Source organism: Haloarcula litorea, assembly GCF_029338195.1.
Taxonomy (GTDB): Archaea; Halobacteriota; Halobacteria; order Halobacteriales; family Haloarculaceae; genus Haloarcula; species Haloarcula litorea.
The window spans coordinates 1,863,629-1,889,454 of record NZ_CP119779.1 but is presented as its reverse complement, the minus strand read 5'-3'; the positions used below and the strand labels follow the sequence as shown (position 1 = coordinate 1,889,454).

Below are 25,826 nucleotides of genomic sequence, written 5' to 3'. Positions count from 1 at the left end.
CCAACCGGTCGGTGATCCGGGTAGGGTGCGTACCGACGCGTATGTCGCACCCATCGAGCCACACGGACCCGACGCCCGGCGATCAATCCGTGGGATCGGCGACCGAGCGGACGACGCCGACGCACAACTGGCGACCGACCGTCGTCCACGGTGCGGCCGCGCTCGCGCTCCTCGGTGTGGCGGCGCTCGCGGTCCCCGCGGGCCACCCGCTGTCCGTCGGCGTCGGCGTCGCCGCCGTCCTCGTCGCGCCGACGCTGCCGGTGGCGCTGTACTGCGACTACCGGCAGGCCCGTCGGGCGGGGACCTGTGATCCCGGACCGGCGGCGTACCTCCGGAACCTCGCGCGGGACGTCCGGGGTACGGTCGCCGGCGAGAGCGCCCTCGGCAGCGCCCGCCGGGCGTTCGCCCGCTGCTGACTACAGCCAGTCGGTGTCGGGGTCGACGCGGTCCGGCGGCGTCTCGCCGGCCAGGACCGCCCCGACGTTCGCCGCGACGGTCTCGTTGAGGTCGCGGCGGGCCTCGACGGACCGCCAGGCGGCGTGGGGCGTGACGACGCAGTTGTCCAGTTCGACGAGCGGGTGGTCCTCGCCGGGCGGTTCCTCGCGGAGGACGTCGAGGCCGGCACCCCCGATCGTCCCCTCGCGCAGCGCCGTCGCCAGCGCGTCCTCGTCGATCAGGCCGCCCCGACCCGTGTTGACGAGGATCGCGTGGTCCCGCATCCGGGCGAGTGCGTCGGCGTCGACCAGCCCCTCGGTCTCCTCGGTCAGCGGCGCGTGCAGGGAGACGTAGTCGGCCCGCTCGTACAGCTCGTCGAGGGCGACCTTCGCCACGTCGGCGGCGGCCGTCTCCTCGGCGTCGACGTAGGGATCGTAGGCGATCACGTCGAAGTCGAACCCACGGACCTGCTCGCGGACGCGGCGAGCGATCGGGCCGAAGGAGACGAGGCCGAGGGTGCGGTCCCGCGTCCGGTGGATGTCCCTGGTGCTGGTCCAGTCCCACGTCCCCGCCTTCACGTCGCGGTCGTACTCGGCGACGGTCCGGACGCAGTCGAGCAGGAGCGCGACGGTGTGGGTCGCCACCTCGTCGGTGCAGTACTCCGGGACGTTCGTCACCGTCACGCCGTGGTCGGCGGCGGCCGCGACGTCGATGGTGTCGATGCCGACGCCGGCGCGAGCGACGAGTCGCAGATCGGGGAGGGCGGCGAGGACGCCGGCGGTGACCCGGGAGTTCACGTCGAGGACGAGCGCGTCGGCCCCGCGCGCGGCGTCGACGAGTGCGGCCGGGTCGCTGGTGTCGGCCACCACCACCTCGGCGTCGAGTTCCCCGCGGAGCAGGTCGACGTCTATCATCGGGTCGTCGCTGGCGACTATGCGCGGCATAGCTGTCGGAACGGACTGGACACACATAATCGTCAGCGGCGTTCCCGAGCGCCGGGAACGAGGGCGAGCGCCGCCGCCGGGTATAAATGACTTCGACACCGCAGCCGGTCCCCTATTGTGCTGAGTACAGTACGGGAGGCTAATGCCGCCTCGTCGGAGCTCGAGTCACTGTGTCGCTGCCGAACCGTCGCTGACTACACCGCCGGAGCGATGAGCGTCGTCGCGTGTTTCACGCTCCCGGCGGCCGAGTTCCCGCTCCGGTCGCTGCTGGCGCTCGGGACGGAGGTGCAGGTGCGGCTCGAATCGCTGATCCCGGTCGACCACGGCCCGGCACCGTACGCCTGGGTGTCGGGGACGACGGCCGCCGCCGTCGAGTCGGTCGGACCCGACCACCCGGCCGTCGAGTCGGTCACTCCCGTCGACGAGGTCGACGGCGAGGTGCTCTGTCGCGTCGGCTGGCGAGAGCCCCGCGACGGCGTGCTGTCGATACTGGCGGAGGCCTCGGGCGTCCTGCTGGCCGCGATCGGCGACGCGGAGGGCTGGTCGTTCCGGGCGCGGTTCCCGAACCGGGACACGCTCTCGACGTTCTACCGCACGTGCCGGGACGCCGGCGTGTCGGCGACGGTCGACGAGGTCGACGGGGCGTCGCGGGTCGCCGACTCCGTGCTGACCGGCCCCCAGCGAGAGGCCATCCTGACCGCGCTGGACGCGGGCTACTTCGACGTCCCGCGGCGGGCCACGCTCCAGGACCTCGCCGCCGACCTCGGGGTCTCGGACTCGGCCGTGTCCCAGCGACTCAGACGTGGGCTGACGACGCTGCTCACCGCGACCCTCCGGGAGGGGACGGAGCGTGAACCGCTGGTCGGGGACTGACGGCCGGATCGCTCACTCGGGGGCTCGCACGTCGACGGTGCCGTCGCCGCGGACGACGACGAGCCGGTCGGCGTAGCGGAACCGCGCGACCGGGGCGTCCGTGGACCCGTCGGGCGCTGTCTGTGCGGCGTCGGTGAACAGGGTGTCGAGGGCGTCCGTGTCGGTGACCTCGGACAGCGGGGGGAGGGCAGCCACGTCGACGCCGTGGTCCGCCGCCACGGCCCGGACGACACAGACGCTGGGCGGCTCCTCGAACGTCTCCATACTTCGTCTAGGCGGCGGTGACAGTTAAATTCCTTCGGTGGTCAAGCAGACGCCGTCAGTCGTCGTCCGCCACAGTCGCGAGCAGGAGCGTCCCGACGCCCCGGCGGAGGCGCTGGGACACGGCCGAGTCCGAGACGCCCAGCTCCGCCGCCAGGTCGGTCAGGCTGGTGCGACGCGGGACCTCGAAGTAGCCCGCCTCCAGTGCGGCGCGGAGCGTCTCGTACTGGGTCGCCGTGAGGCCGAGTTCCGAGTCCGGACTCGACTCGGGGTCGTGGACGGCGGTCACGTCGACGTCGACGCCGCTGGACCGACACGAGCGGTAGAACCCGGTCAGGTCGTCCCGGTCTGCGAACCGCAGGCGCAGGGTCCAGGACCCCCGCTGGGCGCTGGCCTCGACGACCTCACCCCCGTGGTCCCCGAGCGCGTCGACCACGCCGCTGGGCGAGTGGGTCCAGGTGAGCCGGTAGAGCCGCTCGCCGTCGACCTCGTCCAGTCGTTCGAAGGAAGCGACGGCCTCGTCGTCGGTCAGTGCCTCCTCGACCGTCGCCGGCGTCGCCCCGGTGATCCAGACGTAGGGGGCGAACGCCCCGCTCATCGGGACGACACGCTCCAGTCGGACCGTCGTCTCGCTGTCCACCGGGAGCGTCCCGCCGAGCGCGAAGTCCGCCGCCGGGACGGTTATCGTCACGATGACGCTCATCCCGCACGGGCCAACAGCCGCGTGACCCATCAAGTCTTGGTCGTACCTACGCCCGCAGCCGGGCGAACGCGAACGCCGTCGAACTCCCGAGCGGGTCGTCGGCCGTCGTCGTCCACACCTCGTCGAAGCCGGCGTCCCGGAGCTGGGCCAGCGTCGCCTCGCGGCCCGGAGCCGAGAAGAACATCCGCCCGCCCATCCAGCCCCGCCGGACCGTCTCGAAGCGGCCGCCGGGCAGCGTCAACAGCGCGAGGCCGCCCGGCCGGAGGACGCGGGCGAACTCGGCGTACACCTCGGGGTGGCGCTCGCGGGCGACGTGGAAGACGGAGTGGTAGGCGGTGATCCCGTCCACGCTGTCGTCGGCGACTGGGAGCCGGCTCATCTCGCCCTGGATCAGGCGGGCCTCGGGGACGGTCTCGGCGGCCAGTTCGAGCCCGCGCCGCGAGACGTCCAGCCCGACGCTGCCCGGCGGGAGGTTCGCCAGCGTCCGCGCGCCGTCGCCACAGCCGACGTCGAGGACGGTCGGGTCGGCCGGCAGGGCCGCCAGCAGGTCGTCGATCAGGTCGGCGTCCGAGCCGTCGGGGTCCCGCCGCCGCGCGTACGTCTCCGAGAGGGCGTCCCAGGCGCGGCGCACCTCGTTGGGGTCCATACCACACGTTGGGCCGCGGGCGGCAAGAGTCCTCGCGCGCTGCCGGCGACCGAACGCTTGTGTCGGTAGAGCCCCTCGCCCGGCCATGGTCGACGACCATCGAGCCGCGGCGGTGGCGGCGCTGGCCGAGCGCGACTACCCGGCGGCGGGCGACGCCTACACGCGGGCGGGGTGGGCGCGGCTGGCCGACCCACGGGAGGGGCGGTCGCCGTTCGACGCCGACGAGCGGGGGTGGGTCGGGCGCGGACTCCAGTGGCTCGTCTGTGCCGCGCTCGCGTATCGCGTGGCGGGGCTGGACGAGCGGGCGACCCGCCGCGGTGTCGAGGGCGTCGCCGTCGCGCGGGACCTGGAGAACGCGCTGGCGGCACCGGGCCAGCGGGCCTGCCTCCGGGAGTTCGTCGCGGACTTCCGGGTCGCCGGCAGACTCGACGGCGCGGGCGAGGCCTACGGGGACGCAGAGGCCGCCTACGCGGACGCCGCGGCCGACGTCTCGGACGCGCAGACGCTGGCGACGACGACGCTGTTCGAGGCCGCCGCCGACCCCCTGAAGCAGGTCGCCCGCGGGCTGGACGACGGCGAGATCGCGGTGTCGTGGGCGGACCTGCACGGCCCGGACCCCGACGACCCCGGTCGGTTCCTCGGCCACCGCGCGGCGTTCAAGCGCCAGCGGTTCCCGAGCCTGGTCGCGCGGGCCCTCGAGGCGGGCCACCTGGCGGCCCCGCGCGGGACGACGGCGTACGACAACGCCGGCTTCCGGTGTCCGAACTGCGAGGCGACGGACGTGAACTGGACCGGCGAGTCGACGCTGTGTCTGCGCTGCTCGACGCCGATGGTCGAGCGGTGACGACCGACCTCACTCCAGGACCGACTGCGGCCGCTTGAGGTAGAACTCCTGGTCCGCGACCCGCTCGAACAGGTCAGACAGCGTCTCGACGGCCGCCGGGTCCGGCGCGAAGCGGACGTGGGGCGCGAGGTGATAGGCCTTGCAGGCCGTGAGGAAGAAGTACAGCGTCCGGTGGTGGGCCGGCGTCGCGTCGACGACCCCGATGTCGGCCCCGCCGAGGTCGTCCGAGAAGTCGTTGAGCATCGCGGCGACGTCGTCGTGGAGCCGCTCGTCCGGGCGCTGCAGCGTGGTCCCGAACGTCTGCTGGAGGAACTCGCTTGTGGCCCGCAGGAACGGATTCGCCTCCACCCCGCTGGGGTCGACGGCGGCGAAGCGCTCGTACAGCGAGAGCAGCGCGTCTAGTTCGGCGGCGGTCACGGCGACGGGGCGGACGGGGTCGCCCTGTGGCAGCGAGTAGTCGGGGAACGAGTACGAGCCCGGGTCCGGCACCCGATCGAACGCCTGTTCGAGCGACATAGCGGGCGTTGGGACCCGGGCCGTCTAACTGTTGTGTGTTGACGCCCCACACGCCCGTGTGCGCCGACGGCTCAGGACCGCCGCTCGGCCAGTTCGACAAGCAGTGCCAGCCCGTACACCGTCCGCAGGACGCTGCTGGCCTCGCCGGCCTCGTAGACGAGGTCGTCGCGGTCCCGGACGTGGTCGAGGACGGCCGCGGAGGCGTGGTCCGGGGCGGCGGCGACGCCGGCCTCGTGCTCGGCGACCCACTCCATCACCCGGAGGTCGCTCTTGCTGTCGCCCATCACCAGCGCGAACGGGTCCTCGACGCCCAGCACGTCGAGGGCGGCCTCGACGCCCGCCGACTTGTCGAGTTCGAGGCTGACCAGTTCGGCGGCGTCGCCCTCGTAGTAGCCCACGTCGACGCGGTCCAGCACGTCGCGGAACGCGTCGGGCGCGGCGTCGAGGGCGGCGTCGGTCGACAGGCCCGCGTCGGCGAGTACCCCCTCGATCTCGGGGTCCCGCGCGAAGTGGGTCCGGGCGAGGGCGGCCGGCTCGTCGACGGGGGCGTCGACCCCGGCCGCGACCGACTCGCCGACGATCCCACAGAGGTAACAGAGGGCCTCGTCGACGACCTCGACGGCCGTCGCCGACCCCACCTCGGCGTTGGGCTTGAGCGTGACGTTGAACTCGTTGCCCTGGAGGTGACAGCCGTGCCGGACCCGCTCGGGGGCCGCCGAGAGCGCCCGGCCGCGGACGGCGTCGAACAGTTCGACCACCTCGTCGTCCAGGCGCTCGTACAGCAGCCGCTTGGTCTCCGGGCCGTGTTTCGGCGTGAACACGCCGTTTCCCGACTCGTAGACGATGCTCACGTCCCCGGAGGAGACGACGGCGTTGCCAAGCCCCTGGATGGCAAAGCCCTTGACGTTCTCCAGGGTCTGGCCGGTACAGACCACGATGGGCACCCCGCGCTCGTGGAACTCCGTCAGGAGGTGCAGCGTCTCGCGGGGGATCTCGTTGTCCGTGTCGCCGGCCGACCGGAGCGTCTCGTCGACGTCCAGCACGAGGACGTTGACCGCCCGGCCGTACTTGGACTGGAGGTCCAGCGCGGTGAAGGCCTCCTCGCGTGTCAGGTGGGCCGCCAGTTCGGCGTAGGTCTCTCCGGTCGCGGGGAACTGGTCGGCGATGGCGTCCTTGCGGTCGTCGAGTTCCTCGCGGGCGTCCTCCCACTGGTCCAGCGCCACGCGCGAGCGCAGCGGGGGCATAAGGTCGACGAACTCCTGGTAGGCCCGCAGCGTCTCCGTGTCGGCCGCCTCGTAGAGGCGGTACAGCTGGTCGTACTGCTCCATCTGCGTCTCTACCGGAGCGGTCGCCGCCCTCCCACTTGACGCTCGCGGTCGGTTCGCCCGGTCGGGGCCCCGAAAAAACGGCTGGTCGCTACGCCTCGTCGCCGCCGTCGGTCAGTACCTCGGCGTCCTCGCTGCCCGCCTCGTTGAGGAAACTCGGCAGTTCGTCCTCGCCGTCGGCCTCGTCGTCGTCGTGTTCCGCGAACTCCTCGAACGCGCTGTCCCAGTCGGGTACGTCGCCGCGGTGGTGACACATCGGGTCTCACCCGGTCGGGGCTCGGGACTGCTGTGTGTTAACTGTTGTCCCGGTCGCGGGCAGACAGCCTCAAGTCGGCGGGACCGTTACCCGCAGGCGATGACGGACATCCGGCGGCTCGACGAACGGACGGTGGAACGGATCGCGGCCGGCGAGGTGGTCGAGCGCCCGGCCTCGGTCGTCAAGGAACTCGTCGAGAACGCCGTCGACGCCGACGCCGACCGGATCGAGGTGAGCGTGGAGGAGGGCGGCATCGACGGGGTCCGCGTGACCGACGACGGGATCGGAATGGACCGCGAGGCCGTGAAGCGGGCCGTCGAGGAACACACCACCTCGAAGATCCGCGACATCGGGGACCTGGAGGGCGGCGTCGGGACCCTGGGGTTCCGGGGGGAGGCGCTACACGCCATCGGGGCCGTCTCGCGGCTGACGATCACCACTCGACCGCGGGGCGGGGACGTGGGGACCGAACTCGTCGTCGAGGGCGGGGAGGTCACGTCCGTCGGCCCCGCCGGCTGTCCGGAGGGCACGACCATCGAGGTCGAGGACCTGTTCTACAACGTCCCCGCCCGTCGGAAGTACCTCAAGCAGCCGACGACGGAGTTCGCCCACGTCAACACCGTCGTCACGAGCTACGCGCTGGCGAACCCGGACGTTGCCGTCTCGCTGACCCACGACGGCACGGAGACGTTCGCCACGACGGGCCAGGGCGACCTGCGCGGGACGGTGCTGTCCGTCTACGGCCGGGAGGTGGCGGAGTCGATGGTCCCAATCGAGGGTGCGACACTCCCCGACGGCCCGCTGGAGGGGGTCTCCGGCCTGGTCTCGCACCCCGAGACCACCCGCGCCGGCCGCGAGTACCTCTCGACGTACGTCAACGGCCGGTACGTCCGGGCCAAGACCGCCCAGGACGCCGTCGTGGACGCCTACGGGACCCAGCTGGCACCGGACCGCTACCCCTTCGCGGTCCTCTTCCTGGACGTGCCCGCCGGCGACGTGGACGTGAACGTCCACCCGCGGAAGATGGAGGTCCGGTTCGCCGACGAGGAGGGGGTCCGCGAGCAGGTCCGCACCGCCGTCGAGGACGCGCTGCTCGACGAGGGGCTGCTCCGCTCGTCGGCCCCGCGTGGCCGCTCCCAGCCCGAGCAGACCGAGATCTCGCCGGGGAGCCCGAGCGGCGAGCGTGGCGACCGGGCCGACCTCGACGAGGCGGGGACCGAACGTGCGGGCGACGGCGTGAGCGGGTCCGGGGAGACCCCGAGTTCGGGTCGAACCGGCGCGAGCGACGCGGCAGACGGGTCGGCCCGCCCGCCGGACACCGCCGCTTCGGGTCGAACCGACCCGGATGACGATGGCCGGACCGGCACCCGCGAGGGCGACAGCGACGGGGAGCCGGGGACCGACCCGACGACGACCGGCGCGGGCGGCGGGACAGCACCGGCCGACGAGCCCGGCGACGGCGGCGCGACCGCGACCGACGGCCGGAAGTTCGGCGGCGGTCACGAGCAGGACCGGCTGGGCGACGCGGGCGTCCCCGAGACCGACCACGACAGCCTGCCGTCGATGCGGGTGCTGGGCCAACTGCACGAGACGTACGTCGTGGCCGAGACCGACGACGGGCTGGTGCTGATCGACCAGCACGCGGCCGACGAGCGGGTCAACTACGAGCGACTCAAGGCGGAGTTCGCCGGCGAGACGACGACGCAGGCGCTGGCCGACCCCGTCGAGCTGGAGCTCACCGCCCGCGAGGCCGCGGTGTTGGCCGAGCGGACCGACGCGCTGGCGAGCCTGGGCTTTCACACCGCCCGGACCGGCGAGCGGACCGTCGAGGTCAGGACCCTGCCGGGCGTGGTCGCCGACGCCGCCGGCCCCGACCTCGTCCGGGACCTGCTCTCGTCGTTCGTCGCGGGGGCCGACGAGGCCGCCGCCACCGTCGAGGCCGCCGCCGACGAGCTGCTCGGCGACCTGGCCTGTTACCCGTCGGTGACGGGCAACACGTCGCTGACGGAGGGGTCGGTCCGGGACCTGCTGGCGGCGCTTGACGACTGCGAGAACCCCTACGCCTGCCCGCACGGCCGGCCGACGGTCGTCGAGATCGACCGCGGCGAACTCGAGGACCGGTTCGAGCGGGACTACCCCGGGCATCAGGGCCGGCGGGAGTGACCGACCGGTCGAAAGCCGGTCGACCCAGCCGGGTGAACTAAGCCCCCGTCCCCCGATGGACGTGGTATGACGGTGGTGACATTCGGCGAGACGGCCCTCCGGTTCGCACCGCCGGACGGACGACGCTTCGAGACGGCCCGGGAAGTCGAGCTGCGCGTCGACGGGATGGCGAGCAACGCCGCGGCGACGGCCAGCCGACTCGGCGGCGACGCCGTCTGGTGCTCGAAGGTGCCGGACACGCCCCTGGGGCGGCGCGTCGTCGCCGAGCTCGGGGAGTTCGGGCTGGAGACGGAGGTCGTCTGGGCCGACGAGGGGCGGCAGGGGCTGACCTTCCACGAGTCGGCCGCCGATCCCCGCGCGGACCGCCTCCTGCAGGACCGGGCCGACACCGCGATGGGGACGGTGACGCCGGCCGATCTCCCGCTCGACCGCGTCCAGGACGCCGACGCGGTGTTCGCGGCGGGTTCGACGGCGGCGCTCTCGGAGACGGCGGCCGACACCACCCGGACGGTGCTCCAGTCGGCACCCGGGATCCGGGCGTTGGACCTGGACTTCCACCCGGACCTCTGGGACGTCGAGACCGCCCGGGCGACCTTCGGCGACCTCTTCGACGCGGTGGACCTGCTGTTCGCCAGCGAGGAGCAGGCCAAGACCGTCTTCGACCGCACCGGCTCGGCCCGCGAACTGGTCCACACCATCGCCTCGGAGTTCGGCTTCTCGCGGGTCGTGCTCACCCGCAGCGAGCGAGGCGTCGTCGGCTACCACGACAACGTCATCCACGAGCAGGACGCCTTCGACACCGACGGGACCGACGCCGCCGGTCAGCACGCTGCCCTCGTCGGAGCCGTCCTCGAACGGCTGGCCGACGGGGCCGCGACCGACGAGGCGCTGGCCTACGGGGCCGCCGCGGCCGCGCTCGCACGGACGATGCCGGGACCGCTGACCCCGATCGAGGCCGCTGAGGTCGACCGACTCGTCGCCGACCAGGACGACCGGGGCCGCTGACCCGTCCCGCGATCCATCCGGCCGCGTAAGCTCACTATACTGTTGTACCGAGGGACAGAAGCGACCGGTATGTCTCCCGCCCGGACGCCGGTCGTCCTCTGCGTGCTCGCGCTCGCCTGCGCCGCCGTCGCCCCGGCGGCGGTCACCGCACAGGAGCAGCAGGTCACGCTGACCGTGACCGTCGTCGACAGCGACGGCGATCCAGTCAGCAACGTGGCCGTCTCGGCGACCTGGGACGACGGGGCCGGCGGCCCGGTCAACGAGACGACGCGGGCCAACGGGCAGGTGCTGCTTGACGTGCCCGAGGGGGCGGACGTGACCGTCCGCATCGACGACGACCGGTACGTCCGGAACCACCCGTTCGTCGCCGAGAACGCGAGCACGCGGAGCGTCGAGGTCCCCATCAGCCGGTCGGGCCGCGCGACGCTGTCGGTCGTCGACGGCGACGGCGATCCGGTCGAGGACGCCCGCGTCCAGTTCTACACCGGGGGTCAGTTCGTCACGGACCAGCGGACCGACGCAGACGGGACGGTGACGACGCCCCGCATCGAGCGGGGGAGCTACCGGGTCATCGTCGGCAAGGACGGCTACCTGCGCAACCGGACGGAGGTGGCGGTCGAGGGGCGGACGGAGGCCACGGTCCGCCTCGTCGAGGGGTCGGCACTGATCACCGTCGCCGTGACCGACGACCGCTTCGACCCGCCCCGGCCGGTCAGAAACGCCACCGTCCGGGTGCCGTCGGTCGGCACCGTCCAGACCCTCTCGGACGGCGAGGCTACCATCGCGGTCCCGGTCAACGACGACTACGACCTCGTCGTGACGAAGGACGGCTACGAGCGGGTCGAGCGCCGCGTCCTCGTCCGCGAGACCGGTACCGACGTAAACGTCACCGTCCGGCGGACCCCCGCGCTGACGGTGACGCCGGACAACCGTCGCGTGGTCGTCGGCGAGACGGTCCGTCTGCGAGTGACCGACGAGTACGGCGAGCCCGTCGCGAACGCCACCGTCACTCGCGGCGGCGAGCGGGTCGGGACGACCGACGCGGCGGGCGTCGTCGTCGCCGACGTCACGGCGGCCGGCTCGCTGACGTTCACCGCGACGACAGACGGGCTCTCCGGGACCGCGACCGTCGAGGGCGTCGAGGCCGCGGCGGGGACCGCGACGGAGACGGCGACGGACACGGCGACCGCGACGGCGACCGAGACGGCCACGCCCACCGAGTCGGAGTCGGTGCTGCCCGGGAGCGGTCCCGGCTTCGGCGTCGTGACGGCGCTGCTCGCGCTCGCACTCGCCGCGCTGCTCGCCCGCCGTCGGTAGCGGGACGCTTTTCCGCGGGAGGCCCCCACTCGACGGTAATGACTGTCCTCGAAGACGTCCACGACGCGCACGGCGCGACCTTCCGGGCGGTCGGCGGCCGGCGGGTCGTCGGCGACTACGGCCGCCCCGAGCGGACCCAGCGCGCGGTCCGCAACGTCGTCGGCGTCTGTGAGTTCGCCTACGGCGTCGTCGTCGTCACGGGCGCGGACCGCGTCGACTACGTCGACAACGCCGTCTCGAACCGCGTGCCGAGCGAGGACGGGCGGGGCTGTTACGCGCTCTTGCTCGGTCCGGACGGCCACGTCGAGACGGACATGTACGTCTACAACGCCGGCGAGCGCCTGCTCGTGTTCACGCCGCCCCAGCGGGCCGAACCGCTGGCCGAGGAGTGGGCCGAGAAGACGTTCATCCAGGACGTCGACGTCCGCGTCGCCACCGACGACTTCGCCACCTTCGGCGTCCACGGTCCGAAGGCCACCGAGAAGATCGCCAGCGTCCTCCACCAGGCCGCCGCCCCCGACGAGCCGCTGTCGTTCGACCGCGGCGAGCTGGGCGACGCCGGCGTCTCCGTGATCCGGACCGACGACCTCGCCGGCGAGGAGAGCTACGACGTGGTCTGTGCGGCCGACGACGCCGAGGCCGTCTTCGACACGCTGGTCAACCGCGGGCTCAACGCCGTCCCCTTCGGCTACGACGTCTGGGAGCGGCTGACGCTGGAGGCCGGGACGCCCCTGTTCGACACCGAGATCGAGGGCGCGCTCCCGAACGACCTCGGCCTGCGCAACGCCCTGGACTTCGAGAAGGGGTGTTACGTCGGTCAGGAGGTCGTCTCCCGGATCGAGAACCGCGGCCACCCCTCGACGCGGCTGGTCGGCCTGACCGTCGACGCGCTGCCCGAGGCCGACGCGGCCGTCTTCGCCGGCGACGAACACGTCGGCAGCGTCACCCGAGCCGTCGACAGTCCGATGCGTGAGTCGCCAATCGCACTGGCGGCGGTGGACTGGGACCTGCCGACGGGGTCGCTGACGGTCCGCGTCGACGGCGACGACGCCGCCGCCGAGCGGGTCGACCTGCCGTTCGTCGAGGGGTCGGCGACCTCCGCGCGCCTCCCGACTTACGAGTAGCCGGTGTCGTCGGTCAGCACGTCCCGCTCCCCCAGGTAGTACTCGACGGCCACGAGCGCCGTGTACGCGGAGAAGGCCGCGAGGCACATCCCGCCGAACTGCGTGACGGCGGTCAGGGCCGCGCCGACCGACTCGTACTGCAGCGGCGCGACGACGAGCCACAGCCCCAGCACGGTCGCCATCACGCCCGCGGCCAGTCGGGGCCGGCCCCGCTCGCGGACGGTCAGGACGTTCTTCCCGGCGAAGACGGCACCGACGACCGCCGAGAGGGTGACGCTGCCGCGGACGCCGGGGGCCGCACCCAGCGCCAGCGGGCCGACGAACGTGACCAGGCAGCCGAGCAGGGCGACGACGGCCGCCGCCCTCGTGAACCGCGACGCTTCCATATCCCGTGCCAACGGGCCTCTCGCTGAAAAGCGTGGCCGCGGCCACAGGGGTTACGTCCTCCCCCGTCCGACCGTCCGGGTGTGCCGCCGATCCCCTCCATCAGCGAACGGTCCGACGACCCGCCCGCCGACCGCGACCGCCGCCGGTTCCTCGCCGCGGCCGGCACGGCCGCCACGACCGCGCTGGCCGGCTGCGTCGGCTCTCTGCCCGGGACCGGTCCCGACGAGGTCGACGCCGAGCTCGTGACCGACCGGCCGGACCGGGTGGCCTGGCGGTACCCGCCGACCGAGGGCGACGCCGACGGGATCGGCTACGCCTCGGTCGACTACGACGGCCTCCGGGACGCCGACGCCGGCTCGCCGACGCTGCCGTTCGTGCTCAGCGCCACCGTCGGCGACATCGCGGCCGGCGAGTCACACCGCGGCTACCGACACGACTGGTTCCGGTTCCGGCTGGGGCCGCCGGCGGCCTACACCCAGCGACGGGGCTTCGCGTACCGCGTCCAGCCGCCCGGGCAGTGGGAGGGGTTCGCCGCGTACTCCGACTACCGCGGCGGTCGCCGGGAACTGGTCGTCGAACTGCGCGGCATCGAGACGGAGGGGACGATCGGGGTACCCGTCTTTCTCGTCCCGTTCGACAGTGATCCGCTGCCCGAACGGGTGGCCTGTTCGTTCACCCTGCAGGTCGGCCGTCCCGGGTGGTTCGGTCGGACAGTCCGGGTTTCGGACCGCGGGACGCTCGAACTCGCCGGCGAGGCGTGACTCACTCGGTCAGGGGGGGAGCACGATCCCGAACACGAGCGGCGCGAACAGCGCTATGAGGATACCCAGCGCCTCCATATCGGTCAGCAGCAGGTCTCCCCATCCCGGAAGCGGGCCGAGGAGTGTGTGTGCCGCGAGTTCACCGAGCGCACCCAACGCGAACAGGCCCGCCCCGAGCAGGAAGCCGCGTTTCGCCATCGTCCCGTAGTCGAGGTTTCCGTACCGTCCCGTACGGCCCACCTCCGTACCGCGGGACTAACGTCTTGCGCTTCCTACGAAAGGACTACAACCCCCTCTCGCATACGACCGGCCGATGAGCCTCTCCGAATCGCTGCTGGAACTGCTCGGGCTGGTCGGGTCGGCGCTGCTGTCGGGCCTGCTGACCGTCGTCGGCGTACTGACCGAGAACGCCGGCGTCGCCGACCTGCTGGCCGGGCAGTCGGTCGTCGGCCTCTGGGAACTGTGGATGGGAACGCTCCTCCTCTACGCCGGCGTCTACCTGCTGGGGTACAAGCGGGTCCTCCCCGGGCTCCGGGCGACCGTCGCGGGCTGACTCAGGACCGCGAGAACAGCGCGGCCAGCTGCTCGCGGGAGAACAGCGTCGACGGCCGGTCCATGTGGACGCCGATCTCGCCCTCGAACAGCTTCATCCCGGCCTTCTGGATCGGTTCGGGGACCGAGTAGCCCGCGCGGACGGCGTGGCCCAGGCGGATGTCCCCGCGGAGGTCGTCGCGCCAGGCCCGCTCGTAGTCGCCCAGCGTCGCCGGCTCGGTCGGGTCGATCTCGCGGGCGGCGTGGTCGGCGGCGGTCATCCCGTAGAGGATGCCCCCGCCGGTGAAGGGCTTGGTCTGTGCGGCGGCGTCGCCGATCAGGAACGACCGGCTTCCGGTGACCCGTTTCGGCGGGCCGACCGGGATGAGGCCGGAACAGCGCCGGCTCACGGCCGCGTCGTAGGCCGCGGTGAACTCGTCGAAGCGGGCCGGCGCGTCGTCGCCCGGCGGCACCGCGAGTCCGTACTCGACGCCGGCCTCGCCGCGGGGGATGCGCCACGCGAAGAACCGCGGGACCGTCAGGTGGACGTCGACGAAGTCGCCGTGGTCGGGCGTCTCGTCGAAGCCGAGCACGCCGTGGAGGAGTTCCCCCGGTTCCGGGAGGTCGAGTTCCCGCCGGACCCGGCTCTTGGGGCCGTCACAGCCCGCGACCATCCGGGCGCGGTGGGTCGCGACGCCGTCCGGTCCCTTCGCCTCGACGGTGACACCGTCGCCGTCCTCCGTCACGCCCACGACGGTGTGGTGTTCCCGCACGTCGGCCCCGGCCTCGCGGGCCAGGTCCGCGAGGTGGCGGTCCAGGCCGACGCGGTCGATGACGTTCGAGATCACCTCGTCCTTGTGGAACGGATGGGCCTCGCTGCCCGGGCCGCCGGTGTGGAACCGGGCACCCGAGACCTCGTTCTGGAGGAGGTCGCCGCGCGCGTCCTCGGTGTAGTCCCAGACGTCGGTGCTGACGTGGCCCGAACAGGCCAGCGGGTCGCCAACCTCGCCCTGCTCGAAGGCGATGACGTCCAGCCCCCGCTGGGCCGCGCGGCGGGCGTAGCGAGCGCCCGCGGGACCGACGCCGACGACGACGACATCGTACATACCCGTCACTCTGGGGGGCGGCGGAAAAGTATGTTCCCGATTCCGGGCGGTCACGCGCCGCTTCCGGTCTCTCGTGGGTGGCCGCCCCGCTCGGCGAGCCAGCCGCCGAGGCGACCGCCGAGCGCGCCGGTGACGCTCGCGAACAGGAACAGGAGCGACACCACGACGGCGACCACGAGGAGCTGGAGGAGCCGGAACCACCCGCCGCCGAGCCCGAGCACGAACGCGGTCAGGTCGGCGGCCATCCACAGCCCCGGCAGCGCCCCGACCAGTCCCGCGCGGAACCCGACGGCGGTGCCGTCCAGCCCCCGACGTTTCACGAGGTAGCCGGCGACGACGCCGGCCCAGAACACGACGCCGAGGGACATCTCGGAGCCGGTCTGCCAGTAGCTCGCGGCGGTGAACGGGACGACGGCGAGCCCGGCGACGATCCCGTACCGCCAGGTGTCGTCGCGGAGGACGGAGGGGGGCCAGGTGGGCGACATAGCCGGCGCTTGTTCCGGGTGGTACGTCAATCTCCGGGTAGTGTTTCTGGGTCCGAACGCCGGAGACGAGCACCGCTTATTCCTGTCGACCACGTAACGCGGGTATGGCCGACTACCAGCCCGGCGTCTGCAACATCGGGCGCACGCAGCGACGGCTGCGACTGGCCGCCGGCGTCGGGTCGTTTCTCGCCGCCGGTGCGCTGGTCGGGGCGCGGCTGTTCGGCCTCGCACCGGCGGCGACGGTCTGGGCCGCCGCCCCGTTCGTCTTCGGCGGGTGGCTCGGCGTCCTCCAGGACCGGTTCCGCTTCTGCGTGGCGTTCGCGGCGCTGGCCCGCTACGACCTCTCGGGGTCCGGTGGCGCGGGCGGCCGTGCCAGCGACCGCGAGGCGGTCCGGGCCGACCGCAGACGGGCGATCGCACTGCTTGGCTACGCGCTCGGTTTGACCCTGGTGACCGTCGGGACGCTGACCGCCCTGCTGGGCGCGGTCTAGACGACCGCGAGCCCCCGAGGGACCTGGTCGTACCGGTCGTCCCACGCGCCGAGGCGGGTCCACTCGCGTCCCTCGGGCGAGCGGAAGAGCCCGTGGTTCGTCAGCGCGTGGAACCCCGTCTCGTCGGTCGCGAGCACCGCCCGCGCGAGGCCGTTCGGCTCCGGGAGGCCGGCCATCGCCGTCGTCCAGCCGTCGTCGGTCCGCCGGTAGACGTAGCTCTCGCCGTCCGTGTCGTGGGCCGCGAACGCGCCGCTGGCCGCCGAGACGACGACGCACTCGGGGTCGTCGGGGTGGACGGCGAGCCCCCAGACGTAGCGGTGGTCGAGTCCGGACTGCGGGTAGGTCCAGGTCTCGCCGCGGTCCTCGGACCGGGCGTAGCCGTCGCCGGCGGCGGTGTAGACGCGGTCGGGAGCGGCGGGGTGGACCGCCAGCGTGTGGTTGTCGCGCCGAGCCCCCGCCGGGTGGTCGAGCCACGTCTCGCCCCCGTCGGTGCTGCGGACGAACGCCCCGGCCTCGACGGCGACGTAGACGGTGTCGGGATCGTCCGGCGCGACGGCGAGCCAGCGGACGTGGTGCGTGTGGGGCCGCGGCGGGAACGACCACCGGCCGGCGGAGTCGAGGTCGGTCAGCCCCTCGCGCTCGGCCCACGTCTCGCCCCCGTCGGTCGACCGGTAGACGGCGCTCGGCTCGGTCCCGGCCCAGACCACGTCGGGGTCGTGGGGGCTGACGGTGACGCTGGTCACGCGGTCCGGTGCGCCGGCGCTGTGGGGCGAGAGGACCGGGTCCCAGCGGCGGCCGCCGTCGCCGGTCCGCACCAGTCCCGCGTCGACGGTCCCGACGAAGGCCCGGTCGGGGACCCGCCGGTCGGCGGCGACGCACTCGAGGTCGTACCCGCGCAGACGCTCGCGCCACTCGCCGTCGCCGACGAGCAGGCGGTCGTCCAGCGCGGCGTAGCAGGTGTCCATGCCACCCGTACGCACGGCACCGGGAGAAAGGTATCGACGGGCGCGAGAACTGCCAGCGTGCCGCCCGGGCCGCTCGCGGCCGACGGCCGCCCACTGCCGGGGGCCGCGCTCCCCCGCCCGACCGTCGGCGGTTCCGAGCGGCCCCCACCGCTCGACGTCGCTCTAGTCGTCCGCGGCCGCGGCCTCGACGCCGACGCGGCGGTCGAGGAAGTCCGCGAGCAGGCGGAACAGCCGGATCTTCTGGTCGATGTCCGAGGAGGCGTGGCCCTCCTCGCCCAGTTCCTCGTACTCGTAGTCCGCGTCCTCGCCCTCGGTGTAGCCGTACTCGTCCAGCGCCTCGCGGAACAGCCGGGCCTGCGAGACCGGGACCCGGCGGTCGTTGACGCCGTGGAGGACGAACAGCGGTGCCGAGAGGTTCTCGACGTACTCGACGGGGGAGCGCTCGCGGTAGAACTCGGGGTTCTCCGCCGGCGTCCCGATGTTCTTCTCCATCAGCTCCGTCCGGAAGTGGGGCATCGTGTTCTCGTACTGGTCGTCGAGGTCGGTGAGTCCGATCCAGGCGATGCCGGCGGCGTAGAGGTCGGGGTACTGGACCAGCTGCCAGTACGCCGAGTAGCCGCCGTAGGAGCCCCCGAAGACCGTGACGCGGTCCTCGTCCAGCCAGTCGTACTCGGCCAGGACGTGTTCGGCCCCGACCGCCACGTCGCCCTGTTCGGCACCGCCCCAGTCGTCGTACAGTTCGCGGACGAACGACCGGCCGCGGCCGGTCGAGCCGCGGTAGTTCACCTGCAGCACCGAGTACCCCTGCGCGACGAGGAACTGCGTGTAGAGGTCGAAGGACTTGGTGTCCATCGCCCGCGGGCCGCCGTGGGGGTTGACGATCAGCGGCGACGGGCGCTCGCCGGAGTCGTACAGCAGGCCGCCGATCTCCAGCGTGTCGTAGGGGTCGTGTTCGACGGCGGCCTGGCGGGTCTCGGGGACGCCGTCGGACTCGAAGGTGACGTACTCGGCGTCGGCGAACTCCGCGGGCGAGAACGGCCCGTACTCGGCCTCGATCAGCGTCTCCGTCTCGTCGCTTTCGAGGTCGTAGGCCAGCAGGTCCGGCCGCCGGGTCGGCGTGGTGTGGGTCAACAGGAGGCGATCGTCGGCCAGGTGGGACTCGCCGGCGGGGCTGGCGACGCCCTCCGGGAGGGCGAGTTCGCGGCCCTCGCCGCTGTCGAGGTCGTAGACGACCGGCATCTTCGCGGCCTCGCGGGTCCGGATCGCGACGAAGCCCTCGCCGTCGGCCGTGAAGCAGTGGGGTTGCTCCTCGAACTCGCTCTCGAACCACTCGACCTCGCCGCTGTCGAGGTGGTAGACGCCCGACCGCCCGAGGTCGGTGCTGTTGTCCGAGACGAGCAGGCGCTGGCCGTCCGGCCCCCAGTCGGCCGGGCCGGCCTCCGCGCCGGTCTCGCCGACGGCGAGGTTCCGGGGGTTCGAGCCGTCCGCGTCGGCGACGTAGACGTCCATATTGTCGAAGTCGTCGGACTCGTTGGTGACGTAGGCGATGCGGTCGCCGTCGGGCGAGAACAGGCCGGTCCAGACGGCCCGGTCGTAGTCGGTGAGCTTCGTCGTCTCGCCGCTCGCGAGGTCGTGGGCGTAGAGGTTCATCTGCCCGTCCCGGGTCGACCCCACCAGCAGCGTCTCGCCGTCCTCGCTCACGTCGTGGACGGCCACCTGCCCGTCCATCTCGACGACGGGTTCGACCGTCCCCTCGGCGTCGATGGCGTACACGTCGTTCTGCTCGTCGCCGGAGTCGTCGAGGTGGAAGAACACCCGCTCGCCGTCGGCGTCCCACTCGACGTGCCACCGGGCGTTGCGGGGCACCTCGCCGTCGCTCCACTGCTCGGTCTCGCCGGTCTCGACGTCCAGCACGTGGAGTTCGTTGCGACCGGTGACGTCGTGGTAGTACGCCACCTTCGACCCGTCCGGCGACGCCGTCGGGTGGGCGAGTGTCGGGAGCTCCGCCAGCGATTCGAGTACGTCGTCGGCGTCAGGGTCGGCCATAGCTTGCGAATCGTTGGCCGGCAGTCAGTTAGTAGTTCTGTTAACAGAAGGCGGCCGAGTCGTCAGTCGTCGTCGGCCTTCGCGGCCATCTCGTCGCCCTCGCGGTCCGCACGCGGTCCCGCCAGATCGACGTCGGGCAGGAGGTCGCGGAGGTACCGGCCGGTGTGTGAGTCCCCGTCGGCCGCCACCTCCTCCGGGGTCCCCTCGGCGACCAGCCGGCCGCCGTGTTCGCCGCCCTCCGGCCCGAGATCGAGGATGTGATCGGCGTTCTTCACGAGGTCCAGCTCGTGCTCGATGACGACCACGGTGTTGCCGTCGTCTGTCAGCCGGTGGAGCACGTCGATGAGCTTGCGCTCGTCCTCCGGGTGGAGCCCGGTGGTCGGCTCGTCGAGGAGATACAGCGTCTCGCCGGAGTCTTGCTTGCCCAGCTCCTCCGCGAGCTTGATGCGCTGGGCCTCCCCGCCGGAGAGCGTCGTCGAGGGCTGGCCGAGCTTCATATAGTCGAGCCCGACGTCCTTCAGGAGCTGGAGCCGCCGGCGGATGCCCGAGTGGCTCTCGAAGAACTCGTGGGCCTCCTCGACGGTCATCTCCAGGACGTCGGCGATGGTCGCGCCCCTGTACTCGACGTCGAGCGTCTCGTCGTTGTACCGCGCGCCGTCGCACTCCTCGCAGGGGACCTGCACGTCAGAGAGGAAGTTCATATCGATGGTGACGGTGCCCTGGCCGCCACAGGCCTCGCAGCGCCCGCCCTTGACGTTGAACGAGAAGCGACCCTTCTCGTAGCCCCGCTGTTTCGCCAGCGAGGTCTCTGCGAACAGCTCCCGGATGTGGTCGAAGACGTTGGTGTAGGTCGCGGGGTTCGAGCGGGGCGTGCGGCCGATGGGCGACTGGTCGATCAGTCGGACCGTCTCGATCTGGTCGATGCCCTCGATGTCGTCGTGCTCGCCGGGGTTGACGTCGGTGTCGTTCATCCGGCGCACCAGCCCCTTGTAGAGGACGTCGTGCATCAGCGTCGACTTCCCGGAGCCGGAGACCCCCGTGATGGCGGTGAACGTCCCGAGCGGGAACGCCACGTCGAGGTCCGCGAGGTTGTGCTGGCGGGCCCCCCGGACGGTGAGGTGGCCGTCGCCGTCGCGGCGCTCGTCGGGCACCGGGATGGCGCGCTCGCCGGCGAGGTAGTCGCCGGTGATCGACTCCTCGGCGTCCATCAGCGCCTCCTGGGGGCCGTTGACGACGATCTCGCCGCCGCGCTTGCCCGGCTCCGGCCCCATGTCGATGACGTTGTCGGCCCGCCGCATCGTCTCGGTGTCGTGCTCGACCACGAGTAGGGTGTTGCCCAGGTCCCGGAGCTCCTCCAGGGTGTTCAGCAGCCGGTCGTTGTCCCGCTGGTGGAGCCCGATGGAGGGCTCGTCGAGCACGTACAGCACGCCGACCAGACCCGAGCCGATCTGGGTCGCCAGCCGGATGCGCTGGCTCTCGCCGCCCGAGAGGGTGGCCGCCTCGCGGTCCAGGGTGAGGTACTCCAGCCCGACCTCCTCCATGAAGCCCAGCCGGGCGCGGATCTCCTTGAGGATCTCCTCGGCGATCTTGGTGTCCCGGGCCGAGAGGTTCGCTTCGAGCCCCTCGAAGTGCGCCAGCGCGTCGCCGATGGACATCTCGTTGACCTCGGTGATCGCGGTGCCGTCGACCAGCACCGCGCGGGACTCGGACTTCAGGCGCGTCCCGCCACAGACCGGACAGGTCGTCGTCGCCATGTACTCCTCGATGTGTTCGCGCGCGCGGTCGGAGTCCGTCTCGACGTGGCGGCGCTCCAGGTTCGGGATGACCCCCTCGAAGCGCTCGGTCTTCTCCCGGGTGCCGTTCTTGGTCGTCCACTGGAAGTGGACCAGGTCGTCGGTCCCGTAGATGAACTGCCGCCGGATCTCCTCGTCCAGCTCCTCGAAGGGCGTCTCCAGGGAGACGCCGAAGTGCTCGGCGACGTTGTCGAGCTGGCGCGAGTAGTAGGTCCGGTCGTAGCTCCAGGGCTCGAAGACGTGCTTGAGCGGCTTCGAGGGGTCCTGGATCACGAGGTCCTCGCTGACCTCCTTGGTCTCGCCCAGCCCCTCACACTCCGGGCAGGCACCGTGGGGAGAGTTGAACGAAAAGGAGCGGGTCTCGACCTCGCTGATGTCGATGCCACAGTGGGTACAGGCGAGGTCCTCGGAGAGCTCGACGACCAGTCGGTCGCGGTCGCTGTGGTCTTCGGACTCGCCGGCCCCGGCGATGTCGCCGGTCGAGCGCGCGGTCGACCCGCCGAGGTCCTCCTCGGCCCCCTCAGGCGGGTCCGGCAGGACGACCTTCAGCGTCCCGTCGGCCTCCGCTAACGCGGTCTCGACGGAGTCGGTGATTCGCGAGCGAGCCTCGTCGCTGACCGTCACGCGGTCGACGACCACGTCGATCGTGTGGTCGTAGTTCTCGTCGAGGTCCGGCCGGTCGATGGTGAGGTCGTACGACTCCCCGTCGACTTCCACCCGCGAGTAGCCGTCGCCCACGAGGTCGTCGAACAGGTCCTCGAAGGCCCCCTTCTGGTCGCGGACGACCGGCGCACACAGTTTGACGCGGGTCCCTTCGGGCAGTTCGAGGATGCGCGTGACCATGTTCTGGGCGGACTGCTCGCCGACCTCGCGGCCACACTCCGGACAGTGTGGCACGCCGATGCGGGCGTACAGCAGGCGGAGGTAGTCGTGGAGTTCGGTGACGGTCCCGACCGTCGAGCGGGGGTTGTTGGCGGCGTTCTTCTGGTCGATGGAGATCGCGGGCGAGAGCCCCTCGACGTTCTCGACCTGTGGCTTGTCCATCTGCCCCAGGAAGTTCCGGGCGTAGGCCGACAGCGACTCGATGTAGCGCCGCTGCCCCTCGGCGTACACCGTCTCGAAGGCCAGCGACGACTTCCCGGACCCGGACAGTCCAGTCACGACGGTGAGCTCCTCCCGGGGGATCTCCACGTCGACGTCCTTGAGGTTGTGTTCCTCGGCACCCCTGACCTCGATGACGTCCTTGCTCATCTATGGCGTCTCCAAGGACGGGGGCCGTGAAACCCTGTCGGTTGCGGGTGCCGGCCACGGCGGCGACCGACGGGGCCGTCCGGCTTTTTCCGCCGCTGGCTCTCCGACCGGTATGACGGCGTGGTCCTCGGGGCAAGACGGCATCACTGACCGCAGTAGCTGACGGGGTAGAAGCGAGAGAGAGAGAAAGAACGGCGAGTGGTCGGTTACCCTTCCATCCCGCTGAACGACAGCCCGCCCTCGATGTACCGCTGTGCGAACAGGTACACCAGCATAATCGGGAAGGCGAAGGTGAGCGCGAACGCGGAGAAGCGCGCCCACGGGATGGAGTACTCGCCGACCAGCGAGTAGAGCCCGACCGGCAGGGTGTAGTTCTCCGTGCCAAGCAGCGTCTGGGCGACGACGAACTCGGTCCACCCGGTCAGGAAGATGAAGATGAAGATGGTCGCGAGGCCGGCGGCGGACATCGGGAGGATGACCTCCGTGACGACCCGCCACGGCGGCGCGCCGTCGACGACCGCGGCCTCCTCGTAGGAGACCGGGATGCCGTCCATATAGGTCTTCAGCAGCCACGTGTTGAACGGCACGGCCGTCGCGGCGTAGAACACCGCCAGCGCCAGCTTGCTGTTGTTGATGCCGAACTGGACGTAGATGGCGTACATCCCGATGAGCAGGGCGACGCCGAGCCCCCCGCCGACCTGCGTCAGCAGGACGTAGAGGAACAGGACCTTCCGGCGGTAGATGAACTCCTTGCGCGAGAGCGCGTAGGAGGCCGGGATGATCAGCGACATCGCGATCAGCACGGTCGGGATGGCGACGGTGATGCTGTTCCAGAGGTACTGCTTGAACGCCGAGGGGCTCTCGACCCCGTAGTTCGAGGCGTCCAGCAGCGTCAGCGACGGCGTCTGCGTGACGACCGCGAGGTCGGTCAGCGGGACGCCAACGGAGACGGTGTAGCTCGGGACGATGAGGTCACCGACCACCCAGATGAACGGCCTCAGCGTCGGGTTCTGGGGGAACAGCCGGATGCTCTCGGAGGTGTACAGCGACGAGCCGCTGCCGGCGATCGCCGCCGTCAGGATCCAGTAGATCGGGAAGAGCAGGGCGAGCACCATCGCCAGCGACGCCAGCGTCGCGAGGATCACCTTGACGACCTCCGACGCGGGCACCTCGCCCCGCTGGACGGCGTCGACGGTGTTTCGCCAGCTCTGAACCGTCTCGACGGGAGTCAGCAGGACGTTCTCGACGTCCTCCTTGAGCTTCCGCCCGACGTTGTCGATGAGTCCCATCAGTCGCTCACCCCGTCAGCGAGCCGTCCCTTCTTGACGTTCAGCCACATGAACGCGCCGATGAACACCAGCGTGACGATGCTGATGGCGGCACCGCGACCGTACTCCTGGAACTGCAGCGCCTCGCGGTAGCCGTAGACGATCAGCAGCTCGTTCGCGCGTGCGGGACCGCCCTCGTTGAACACGAAGGGGATGAGGAACTGCTGGAACGACGCCGCGGAGGTCAGGATCGTCGCGAACAGCACCGGGCGCTTGATCGACGGCAGCGTGATGTGGACGAACCGGGAGAAGAAGCCGGCCCCGTCGACGACGGCGGCCTCGTGGAGCTCCTCGGAGACGTCCTGGAGTGCGCTGACCGTGATGATCACCATAAAGGGGTACGCCAGCCACGCCTCCGTGATGTTGTACGCGAAGAAGGCGGTCCAGCGCCCCGACAGCCAGGCGACCGGATCGAACCCGAAGTTCGTCAGGAACTGGTTCATCAGGCCGAACTGCGCCGAGCTGAAGATACCGCGCCACACCGTGATGGTGAAGATCGGCGGCAGCCCCATCGGGAAGATGATGAACGAACGCATGAACCGCTTGCCGCGGACGAAGTCGCTCGTCACCACCAGTGCGATCGAGAGGCTGAGGATCACCTTCAGCGTGACGCTCGTGGCGACGAACGCCCACGTGACGCCGAACGAGTTCCAGAACTGCGGGTCCGTCAGGACGTCGACGTAGTTTCTGATGCCGACGAAGGTGGCGTCGCCGAAGGTGAGCACCGAGATGATCCCCTCCCCGGCGAAGAGGTTCGCCGGTTCGGCGTTCGTGAAGGAGATCCCGATGAGGTAGACCACCGGGAACAGCATGAACGCGGAGAAGAGGAACAGTCCCGGCAACACGAGCAGCAGCGATGCATCTTCGCGGCCCAGAAACGGGATGTTCTCGACGCGGTTGGCGACTCGTGTGGCCGTGCTCATACTCTACGCGCCTACCAGTTGCTCCGGATCTGCTCGGCGGCGGTGGTGAGTGCCTGCTCCGCGCTCGCGTCGCCGTTGAACACCTTGACGAGAGCGCTGTCGACCGGCCCCCAGACGTCGCCCATCCGCGGTGCGGCGGGCATCGGTCGGCCCTGCTCGGCGGACGCGCCGAAGGCGCTGACCACGTCCGGCAGGTCGCCCTCCTCGAGGATGCTCTTCTTGACCGGGATGGACCCCTGTTCCTGAGCGAGGGTGCGCAGGTGGTCGTCGTTGGTGACGAACCACTCGATGAAGCTCCGCGCGGCCTTCGCGGCGGGACCCTCGGTGCCCATCGGCTTGGCGAAGTACCACGTCTGGATCCCCGTGTACGGGGTCGGCTGGCCGCTCTCCATCGACGGGAACGGGAGCACTTGGTAGTTGATGTCGTTGTCGTCCATCGCGGTCAGCGACCACGGGCCGTTGATCGTGAAGGCGGCGTTCCCCTCCTGGAACGTCGCGGCCTGGGGCGAGTAGCCGGGGTCGTTGGGCATGTACGGACGGAGGTTCTCCATCAGGAACTCCAGCCCGCGGATGAACTCGTCCTGTGCGACGCCCAGCTCGGGGTCGCCGCCGAGCTCGAAGAAGTAGCCGCCGAACGCCTGCAGCCACGCGCTGGTGAAGTAGGAGTTGATGGGGTACGCGAGCCCGTACTGACCGTTGTCCGGGTCGTGGTGCTCCTCCATCATACTCACCATCTCCGAGACGCTGCTCGGCGCGGAGTCGACGATGTCCATGTTGGCGATCGGCGTCACCGTCTCCGCGGCGTAGGGCAGGCCGATGAGGTTGCCGTCGTACTGGACGGCGGTCTGTGCGGCCTCGGTGAACTGCGAGAGCTCGACCGACACCTTGTCGCTCTGGTCGACGATGAACCCCTGCTCGAAGGTGTTGCCGGCCCAGTCGTGGGCCCAGTCGAACGTCTGTGGCCCCTCGCCGGCGGGGATGGCGCTCGACGTCTTCTGCTGTAGGTCCGAGATGTCCGCCCCGTCGATCGTGTGGCGGCTCTCCTCGTTGAACGCGCTGATGATCTCCTTGCGCGTCGCGAGTTCGCTCTCGGAGAGCGAGTACCACGCGGTCGCCGTCCCGGCGGGCTCTTGCTCGGTTCCGGAGCTGCCGTCCCCGGAGCTCCCGTCACCGCCGTCGCCGGAGCTGCCGTCCCCGGAGCCACCGTCACCGCTTTCCTGAACACTACACCCGGCGAGGGTCGCCGCGACACCCGCGCCACCGATCCGCTTGATCACGTTTCTGCGATCCATTGTCATGGATGGATAATGGATGAAATAGTCTTTCACAACTTAAATCATTCGGATA

At 71.2% G+C, this 25,826-nt stretch carries 27 protein-coding genes; 10 read left to right on the top strand and 17 right to left on the bottom strand.

The genetic code is table 11. The annotated features are described in order from the left end of the window. The first annotated feature begins 41 nt into the window (after positions 1-41). A complete protein-coding gene (locus P0592_RS10130; RefSeq protein ID WP_276270768.1) occupies positions 42-416 on the top strand; it encodes a hypothetical protein in 375 nt (124 codons plus the stop codon). Here P0592_RS10130 and P0592_RS10125 read toward each other — a convergent pair whose 3' ends face one another. Beyond that, a complete protein-coding gene (locus P0592_RS10125) occupies positions 417-1,379 on the bottom strand; it encodes a C-terminal binding protein (protein WP_276270767.1) in 963 nt (320 codons plus the stop codon). 210 nt (positions 1,380-1,589) lie between these two features. Between P0592_RS10125 and P0592_RS10120 the strand changes: the two genes are divergently transcribed. Beyond that, positions 1,590-2,252: a helix-turn-helix domain-containing protein gene (locus P0592_RS10120; RefSeq protein WP_276270766.1), complete on the top strand. Its 663-nt coding sequence runs from the start codon at positions 1,590-1,592 to the stop codon at positions 2,250-2,252. Positions 2,253-2,264: 12 nt separating this feature from the next. Here the strand turns inward: P0592_RS10120 and P0592_RS10115 are convergent, their stop codons facing one another. From P0592_RS10115 to P0592_RS10105, 3 genes are read right to left on the bottom strand one after another with little or no spacing between them, the layout of a single operon-like run. Continuing rightward, entirely contained in the window at positions 2,265-2,516 is a 252-nt protein-coding gene (locus tag P0592_RS10115; RefSeq protein ID WP_276270765.1) for a HalOD1 output domain-containing protein, read from the bottom strand. Positions 2,517-2,571: 55 nt separating this feature from the next. Then, a complete protein-coding gene (locus P0592_RS10110) occupies positions 2,572-3,216 on the bottom strand; it encodes a helix-turn-helix domain-containing protein (protein ID WP_276270764.1) in 645 nt (214 codons plus the stop codon). A 46-nt stretch (positions 3,217-3,262) separates the two neighbouring features. Further along, positions 3,263-3,862 carry a class I SAM-dependent methyltransferase gene (locus tag P0592_RS10105; protein ID WP_276270763.1) on the bottom strand — a complete coding sequence of 200 codons (600 nt, stop codon included), beginning with the start codon at positions 3,860-3,862 and terminating at the stop codon, positions 3,263-3,265. Positions 3,863-3,947: 85 nt separating this feature from the next. Here P0592_RS10105 and P0592_RS10100 point away from each other — a divergent pair, with 85 nt between their 5' ends. Continuing rightward, complete coding sequence (locus P0592_RS10100) at positions 3,948-4,706, top strand: hypothetical protein (RefSeq protein WP_276270762.1); 759 nt, start codon at positions 3,948-3,950, stop codon at positions 4,704-4,706. A 9-nt stretch (positions 4,707-4,715) separates the two neighbouring features. Here the strand turns inward: P0592_RS10100 and P0592_RS10095 are convergent, their stop codons facing one another. The 3 genes from P0592_RS10095 to P0592_RS10085 form a co-directional block, all read right to left on the bottom strand. After that, the gene (locus P0592_RS10095; RefSeq protein WP_276270761.1) at positions 4,716-5,222 is read right to left on the bottom strand and encodes a hypothetical protein; all 507 of its coding nucleotides are present in this window, start codon (positions 5,220-5,222) and stop codon (positions 4,716-4,718) included. A 71-nt stretch (positions 5,223-5,293) separates the two neighbouring features. Next, positions 5,294-6,550: an HAD family hydrolase gene (locus P0592_RS10090; protein WP_276270760.1), complete on the bottom strand. Its 1,257-nt coding sequence runs from the start codon at positions 6,548-6,550 to the stop codon at positions 5,294-5,296. Positions 6,551-6,638: 88 nt separating this feature from the next. Next, positions 6,639-6,803 (bottom strand): hypothetical protein, encoded by a 165-nt coding sequence (locus P0592_RS10085; protein WP_276270759.1) that lies wholly within the window; start codon positions 6,801-6,803, stop codon positions 6,639-6,641. A gap of 99 nt (positions 6,804-6,902) precedes the next feature. Between P0592_RS10085 and mutL the strand changes: the two genes are divergently transcribed. The 4 genes from mutL (at position 6,903) to ygfZ (ending at position 12,412) form a co-directional block, all read left to right on the top strand. Next, complete coding sequence (mutL, locus tag P0592_RS10080; protein WP_276270758.1) at positions 6,903-8,966, top strand: DNA mismatch repair endonuclease MutL; 2,064 nt, start codon at positions 6,903-6,905, stop codon at positions 8,964-8,966. Between the two features lie 66 nt (positions 8,967-9,032). Beyond that, positions 9,033-9,971 carry a PfkB family carbohydrate kinase gene (locus P0592_RS10075; protein WP_276270757.1) on the top strand — a complete coding sequence of 313 codons (939 nt, stop codon included), beginning with the start codon at positions 9,033-9,035 and terminating at the stop codon, positions 9,969-9,971. A gap of 69 nt (positions 9,972-10,040) precedes the next feature. Beyond that, positions 10,041-11,288, top strand: coding sequence for an Ig-like domain-containing protein (locus P0592_RS10070; RefSeq protein ID WP_276270756.1), 1,248 nt, complete (start codon positions 10,041-10,043; stop codon positions 11,286-11,288). A 38-nt stretch (positions 11,289-11,326) separates the two neighbouring features. After that, on the top strand, positions 11,327-12,412 hold the full coding sequence (ygfZ, locus tag P0592_RS10065) for a CAF17-like 4Fe-4S cluster assembly/insertion protein YgfZ (protein ID WP_276270755.1): 1,086 nt from the start codon (positions 11,327-11,329) through the stop codon (positions 12,410-12,412). Here the strand turns inward: ygfZ and P0592_RS10060 are convergent. Next, positions 12,403-12,798, bottom strand: a complete 396-nt coding sequence (locus P0592_RS10060; protein ID WP_276270754.1) for a hypothetical protein — start codon at positions 12,796-12,798, stop codon at positions 12,403-12,405. The two genes, ygfZ and P0592_RS10060, sit on opposite strands and share 10 nt — an antisense overlap. An 81-nt stretch (positions 12,799-12,879) precedes the next feature. Here P0592_RS10060 and P0592_RS10055 point away from each other — a divergent pair, with 81 nt between their 5' ends. Next, a complete protein-coding gene (locus tag P0592_RS10055) occupies positions 12,880-13,560 on the top strand; it encodes a hypothetical protein (protein ID WP_276270753.1) in 681 nt (226 codons plus the stop codon). A gap of 9 nt (positions 13,561-13,569) precedes the next feature. On the opposite strand, the gene P0592_RS10050 is transcribed toward P0592_RS10055, so the two are convergent. Continuing rightward, the gene (locus P0592_RS10050; RefSeq protein WP_419181096.1) at positions 13,570-13,800 is read right to left on the bottom strand and encodes a DUF7860 family protein; all 231 of its coding nucleotides are present in this window, start codon (positions 13,798-13,800) and stop codon (positions 13,570-13,572) included. Positions 13,801-13,873: 73 nt separating this feature from the next. Here P0592_RS10050 and P0592_RS10045 point away from each other — a divergent pair, with 73 nt between their 5' ends. Continuing rightward, positions 13,874-14,113, top strand: a complete 240-nt coding sequence (locus tag P0592_RS10045) for a DUF8151 family protein (protein ID WP_276270752.1) — start codon at positions 13,874-13,876, stop codon at positions 14,111-14,113. 1 nt (position 14,114) lies between these two features. On the opposite strand, the gene P0592_RS10040 is transcribed toward P0592_RS10045, so the two are convergent. Continuing rightward, a complete protein-coding gene (locus P0592_RS10040) occupies positions 14,115-15,197 on the bottom strand; it encodes a geranylgeranyl reductase family protein (protein ID WP_276270751.1) in 1,083 nt (360 codons plus the stop codon). Positions 15,198-15,247: 50 nt separating this feature from the next. Continuing rightward, positions 15,248-15,682 (bottom strand): DUF5518 domain-containing protein, encoded by a 435-nt coding sequence (locus tag P0592_RS10035; protein ID WP_276270750.1) that lies wholly within the window; start codon positions 15,680-15,682, stop codon positions 15,248-15,250. Positions 15,683-15,786: 104 nt separating this feature from the next. Between P0592_RS10035 and P0592_RS10030 the strand changes: the two genes are divergently transcribed. Continuing rightward, complete coding sequence (locus P0592_RS10030; RefSeq protein WP_276270749.1) at positions 15,787-16,173, top strand: hypothetical protein; 387 nt, start codon at positions 15,787-15,789, stop codon at positions 16,171-16,173. Here P0592_RS10030 and P0592_RS10025 read toward each other — a convergent pair. The 6 genes from P0592_RS10025 to P0592_RS10000 all read right to left on the bottom strand — a co-directional run bounded on the left by P0592_RS10025 (position 16,170) and on the right by P0592_RS10000 (position 25,777). Further along, complete coding sequence (locus P0592_RS10025; RefSeq protein ID WP_276270748.1) at positions 16,170-17,138, bottom strand: WD40/YVTN/BNR-like repeat-containing protein; 969 nt, start codon at positions 17,136-17,138, stop codon at positions 16,170-16,172. The two genes, P0592_RS10030 and P0592_RS10025, sit on opposite strands and share 4 nt — an antisense overlap. A gap of 162 nt (positions 17,139-17,300) precedes the next feature. Beyond that, positions 17,301-19,184 (bottom strand): S9 family peptidase, encoded by a 1,884-nt coding sequence (locus tag P0592_RS10020; protein ID WP_276270747.1) that lies wholly within the window; start codon positions 19,182-19,184, stop codon positions 17,301-17,303. Between the two features lie 62 nt (positions 19,185-19,246). After that, a complete protein-coding gene (uvrA, locus tag P0592_RS10015) occupies positions 19,247-22,228 on the bottom strand; it encodes an excinuclease ABC subunit UvrA (protein ID WP_276270746.1) in 2,982 nt (993 codons plus the stop codon). 206 nt (positions 22,229-22,434) lie between these two features. After that, positions 22,435-23,517 carry a sugar ABC transporter permease gene (locus tag P0592_RS10010; RefSeq protein ID WP_276270745.1) on the bottom strand — a complete coding sequence of 361 codons (1,083 nt, stop codon included), beginning with the start codon at positions 23,515-23,517 and terminating at the stop codon, positions 22,435-22,437. Next, a complete protein-coding gene (locus P0592_RS10005; protein WP_276270744.1) occupies positions 23,517-24,479 on the bottom strand; it encodes a carbohydrate ABC transporter permease in 963 nt (320 codons plus the stop codon). Before P0592_RS10005 ends, P0592_RS10010 begins: the two co-directional genes overlap by 1 nt. Positions 24,480-24,490: 11 nt before the next feature. Further along, complete coding sequence (locus P0592_RS10000; protein WP_276270743.1) at positions 24,491-25,777, bottom strand: extracellular solute-binding protein; 1,287 nt, start codon at positions 25,775-25,777, stop codon at positions 24,491-24,493. Positions 25,778-25,826: the final 49 nt, after the last annotated feature.

Excerpts from the sequence above, each read along its gene's own strand:
- uvrA (WP_276270746.1), bottom strand. The coding sequence starts at position 22,228 with ATGAGCAAGGACGTCATCGAGGTCAGGGGTGCCGAGGAACACAACCTC.
- P0592_RS10025 (WP_276270748.1), bottom strand. The coding sequence starts at position 17,138 with ATGGACACCTGCTACGCCGCGCTGGACGACCGCCTGCTCGTCGGCGAC.
- P0592_RS10110 (WP_276270764.1), bottom strand. The coding sequence starts at position 3,216 with ATGAGCGTCATCGTGACGATAACCGTCCCGGCGGCGGACTTCGCGCTC.
- P0592_RS10060 (WP_276270754.1), bottom strand. The coding sequence starts at position 12,798 with ATGGAAGCGTCGCGGTTCACGAGGGCGGCGGCCGTCGTCGCCCTGCTC.
- P0592_RS10035 (WP_276270750.1), bottom strand. The coding sequence starts at position 15,682 with ATGTCGCCCACCTGGCCCCCCTCCGTCCTCCGCGACGACACCTGGCGG.
- P0592_RS10040 (WP_276270751.1), bottom strand. The coding sequence starts at position 15,197 with ATGTACGATGTCGTCGTCGTCGGCGTCGGTCCCGCGGGCGCTCGCTAC.
- P0592_RS10075 (WP_276270757.1), top strand. The coding sequence starts at position 9,033 with ATGACGGTGGTGACATTCGGCGAGACGGCCCTCCGGTTCGCACCGCCG.
- P0592_RS10120 (WP_276270766.1), top strand. The coding sequence starts at position 1,590 with ATGAGCGTCGTCGCGTGTTTCACGCTCCCGGCGGCCGAGTTCCCGCTC.
- P0592_RS10115 (WP_276270765.1), bottom strand. The coding sequence starts at position 2,516 with ATGGAGACGTTCGAGGAGCCGCCCAGCGTCTGTGTCGTCCGGGCCGTG.
- P0592_RS10095 (WP_276270761.1), bottom strand. The coding sequence starts at position 5,222 with ATGTCGCTCGAACAGGCGTTCGATCGGGTGCCGGACCCGGGCTCGTAC.
- P0592_RS10010 (WP_276270745.1), bottom strand. The coding sequence starts at position 23,517 with ATGGGACTCATCGACAACGTCGGGCGGAAGCTCAAGGAGGACGTCGAG.
- P0592_RS10000 (WP_276270743.1), bottom strand. The coding sequence starts at position 25,777 with ATGACAATGGATCGCAGAAACGTGATCAAGCGGATCGGTGGCGCGGGT.
- P0592_RS10090 (WP_276270760.1), bottom strand. The coding sequence starts at position 6,550 with ATGGAGCAGTACGACCAGCTGTACCGCCTCTACGAGGCGGCCGACACG.
- P0592_RS10020 (WP_276270747.1), bottom strand. The coding sequence starts at position 19,184 with ATGGCCGACCCTGACGCCGACGACGTACTCGAATCGCTGGCGGAGCTC.
- mutL (WP_276270758.1), top strand. The coding sequence starts at position 6,903 with ATGACGGACATCCGGCGGCTCGACGAACGGACGGTGGAACGGATCGCG.
- ygfZ (WP_276270755.1), top strand. The coding sequence starts at position 11,327 with ATGACTGTCCTCGAAGACGTCCACGACGCGCACGGCGCGACCTTCCGG.
- P0592_RS10005 (WP_276270744.1), bottom strand. The coding sequence starts at position 24,479 with ATGAGCACGGCCACACGAGTCGCCAACCGCGTCGAGAACATCCCGTTT.
- P0592_RS10130 (WP_276270768.1), top strand. The coding sequence starts at position 42 with ATGTCGCACCCATCGAGCCACACGGACCCGACGCCCGGCGATCAATCC.
- P0592_RS10045 (WP_276270752.1), top strand. The coding sequence starts at position 13,874 with ATGAGCCTCTCCGAATCGCTGCTGGAACTGCTCGGGCTGGTCGGGTCG.
- P0592_RS10070 (WP_276270756.1), top strand. The coding sequence starts at position 10,041 with ATGTCTCCCGCCCGGACGCCGGTCGTCCTCTGCGTGCTCGCGCTCGCC.
- P0592_RS10105 (WP_276270763.1), bottom strand. The coding sequence starts at position 3,862 with ATGGACCCCAACGAGGTGCGCCGCGCCTGGGACGCCCTCTCGGAGACG.
- P0592_RS10100 (WP_276270762.1), top strand. The coding sequence starts at position 3,948 with ATGGTCGACGACCATCGAGCCGCGGCGGTGGCGGCGCTGGCCGAGCGC.
- P0592_RS10085 (WP_276270759.1), bottom strand. The coding sequence starts at position 6,803 with ATGTGTCACCACCGCGGCGACGTACCCGACTGGGACAGCGCGTTCGAG.
- P0592_RS10030 (WP_276270749.1), top strand. The coding sequence starts at position 15,787 with ATGGCCGACTACCAGCCCGGCGTCTGCAACATCGGGCGCACGCAGCGA.
- P0592_RS10125 (WP_276270767.1), bottom strand. The coding sequence starts at position 1,379 with ATGCCGCGCATAGTCGCCAGCGACGACCCGATGATAGACGTCGACCTG.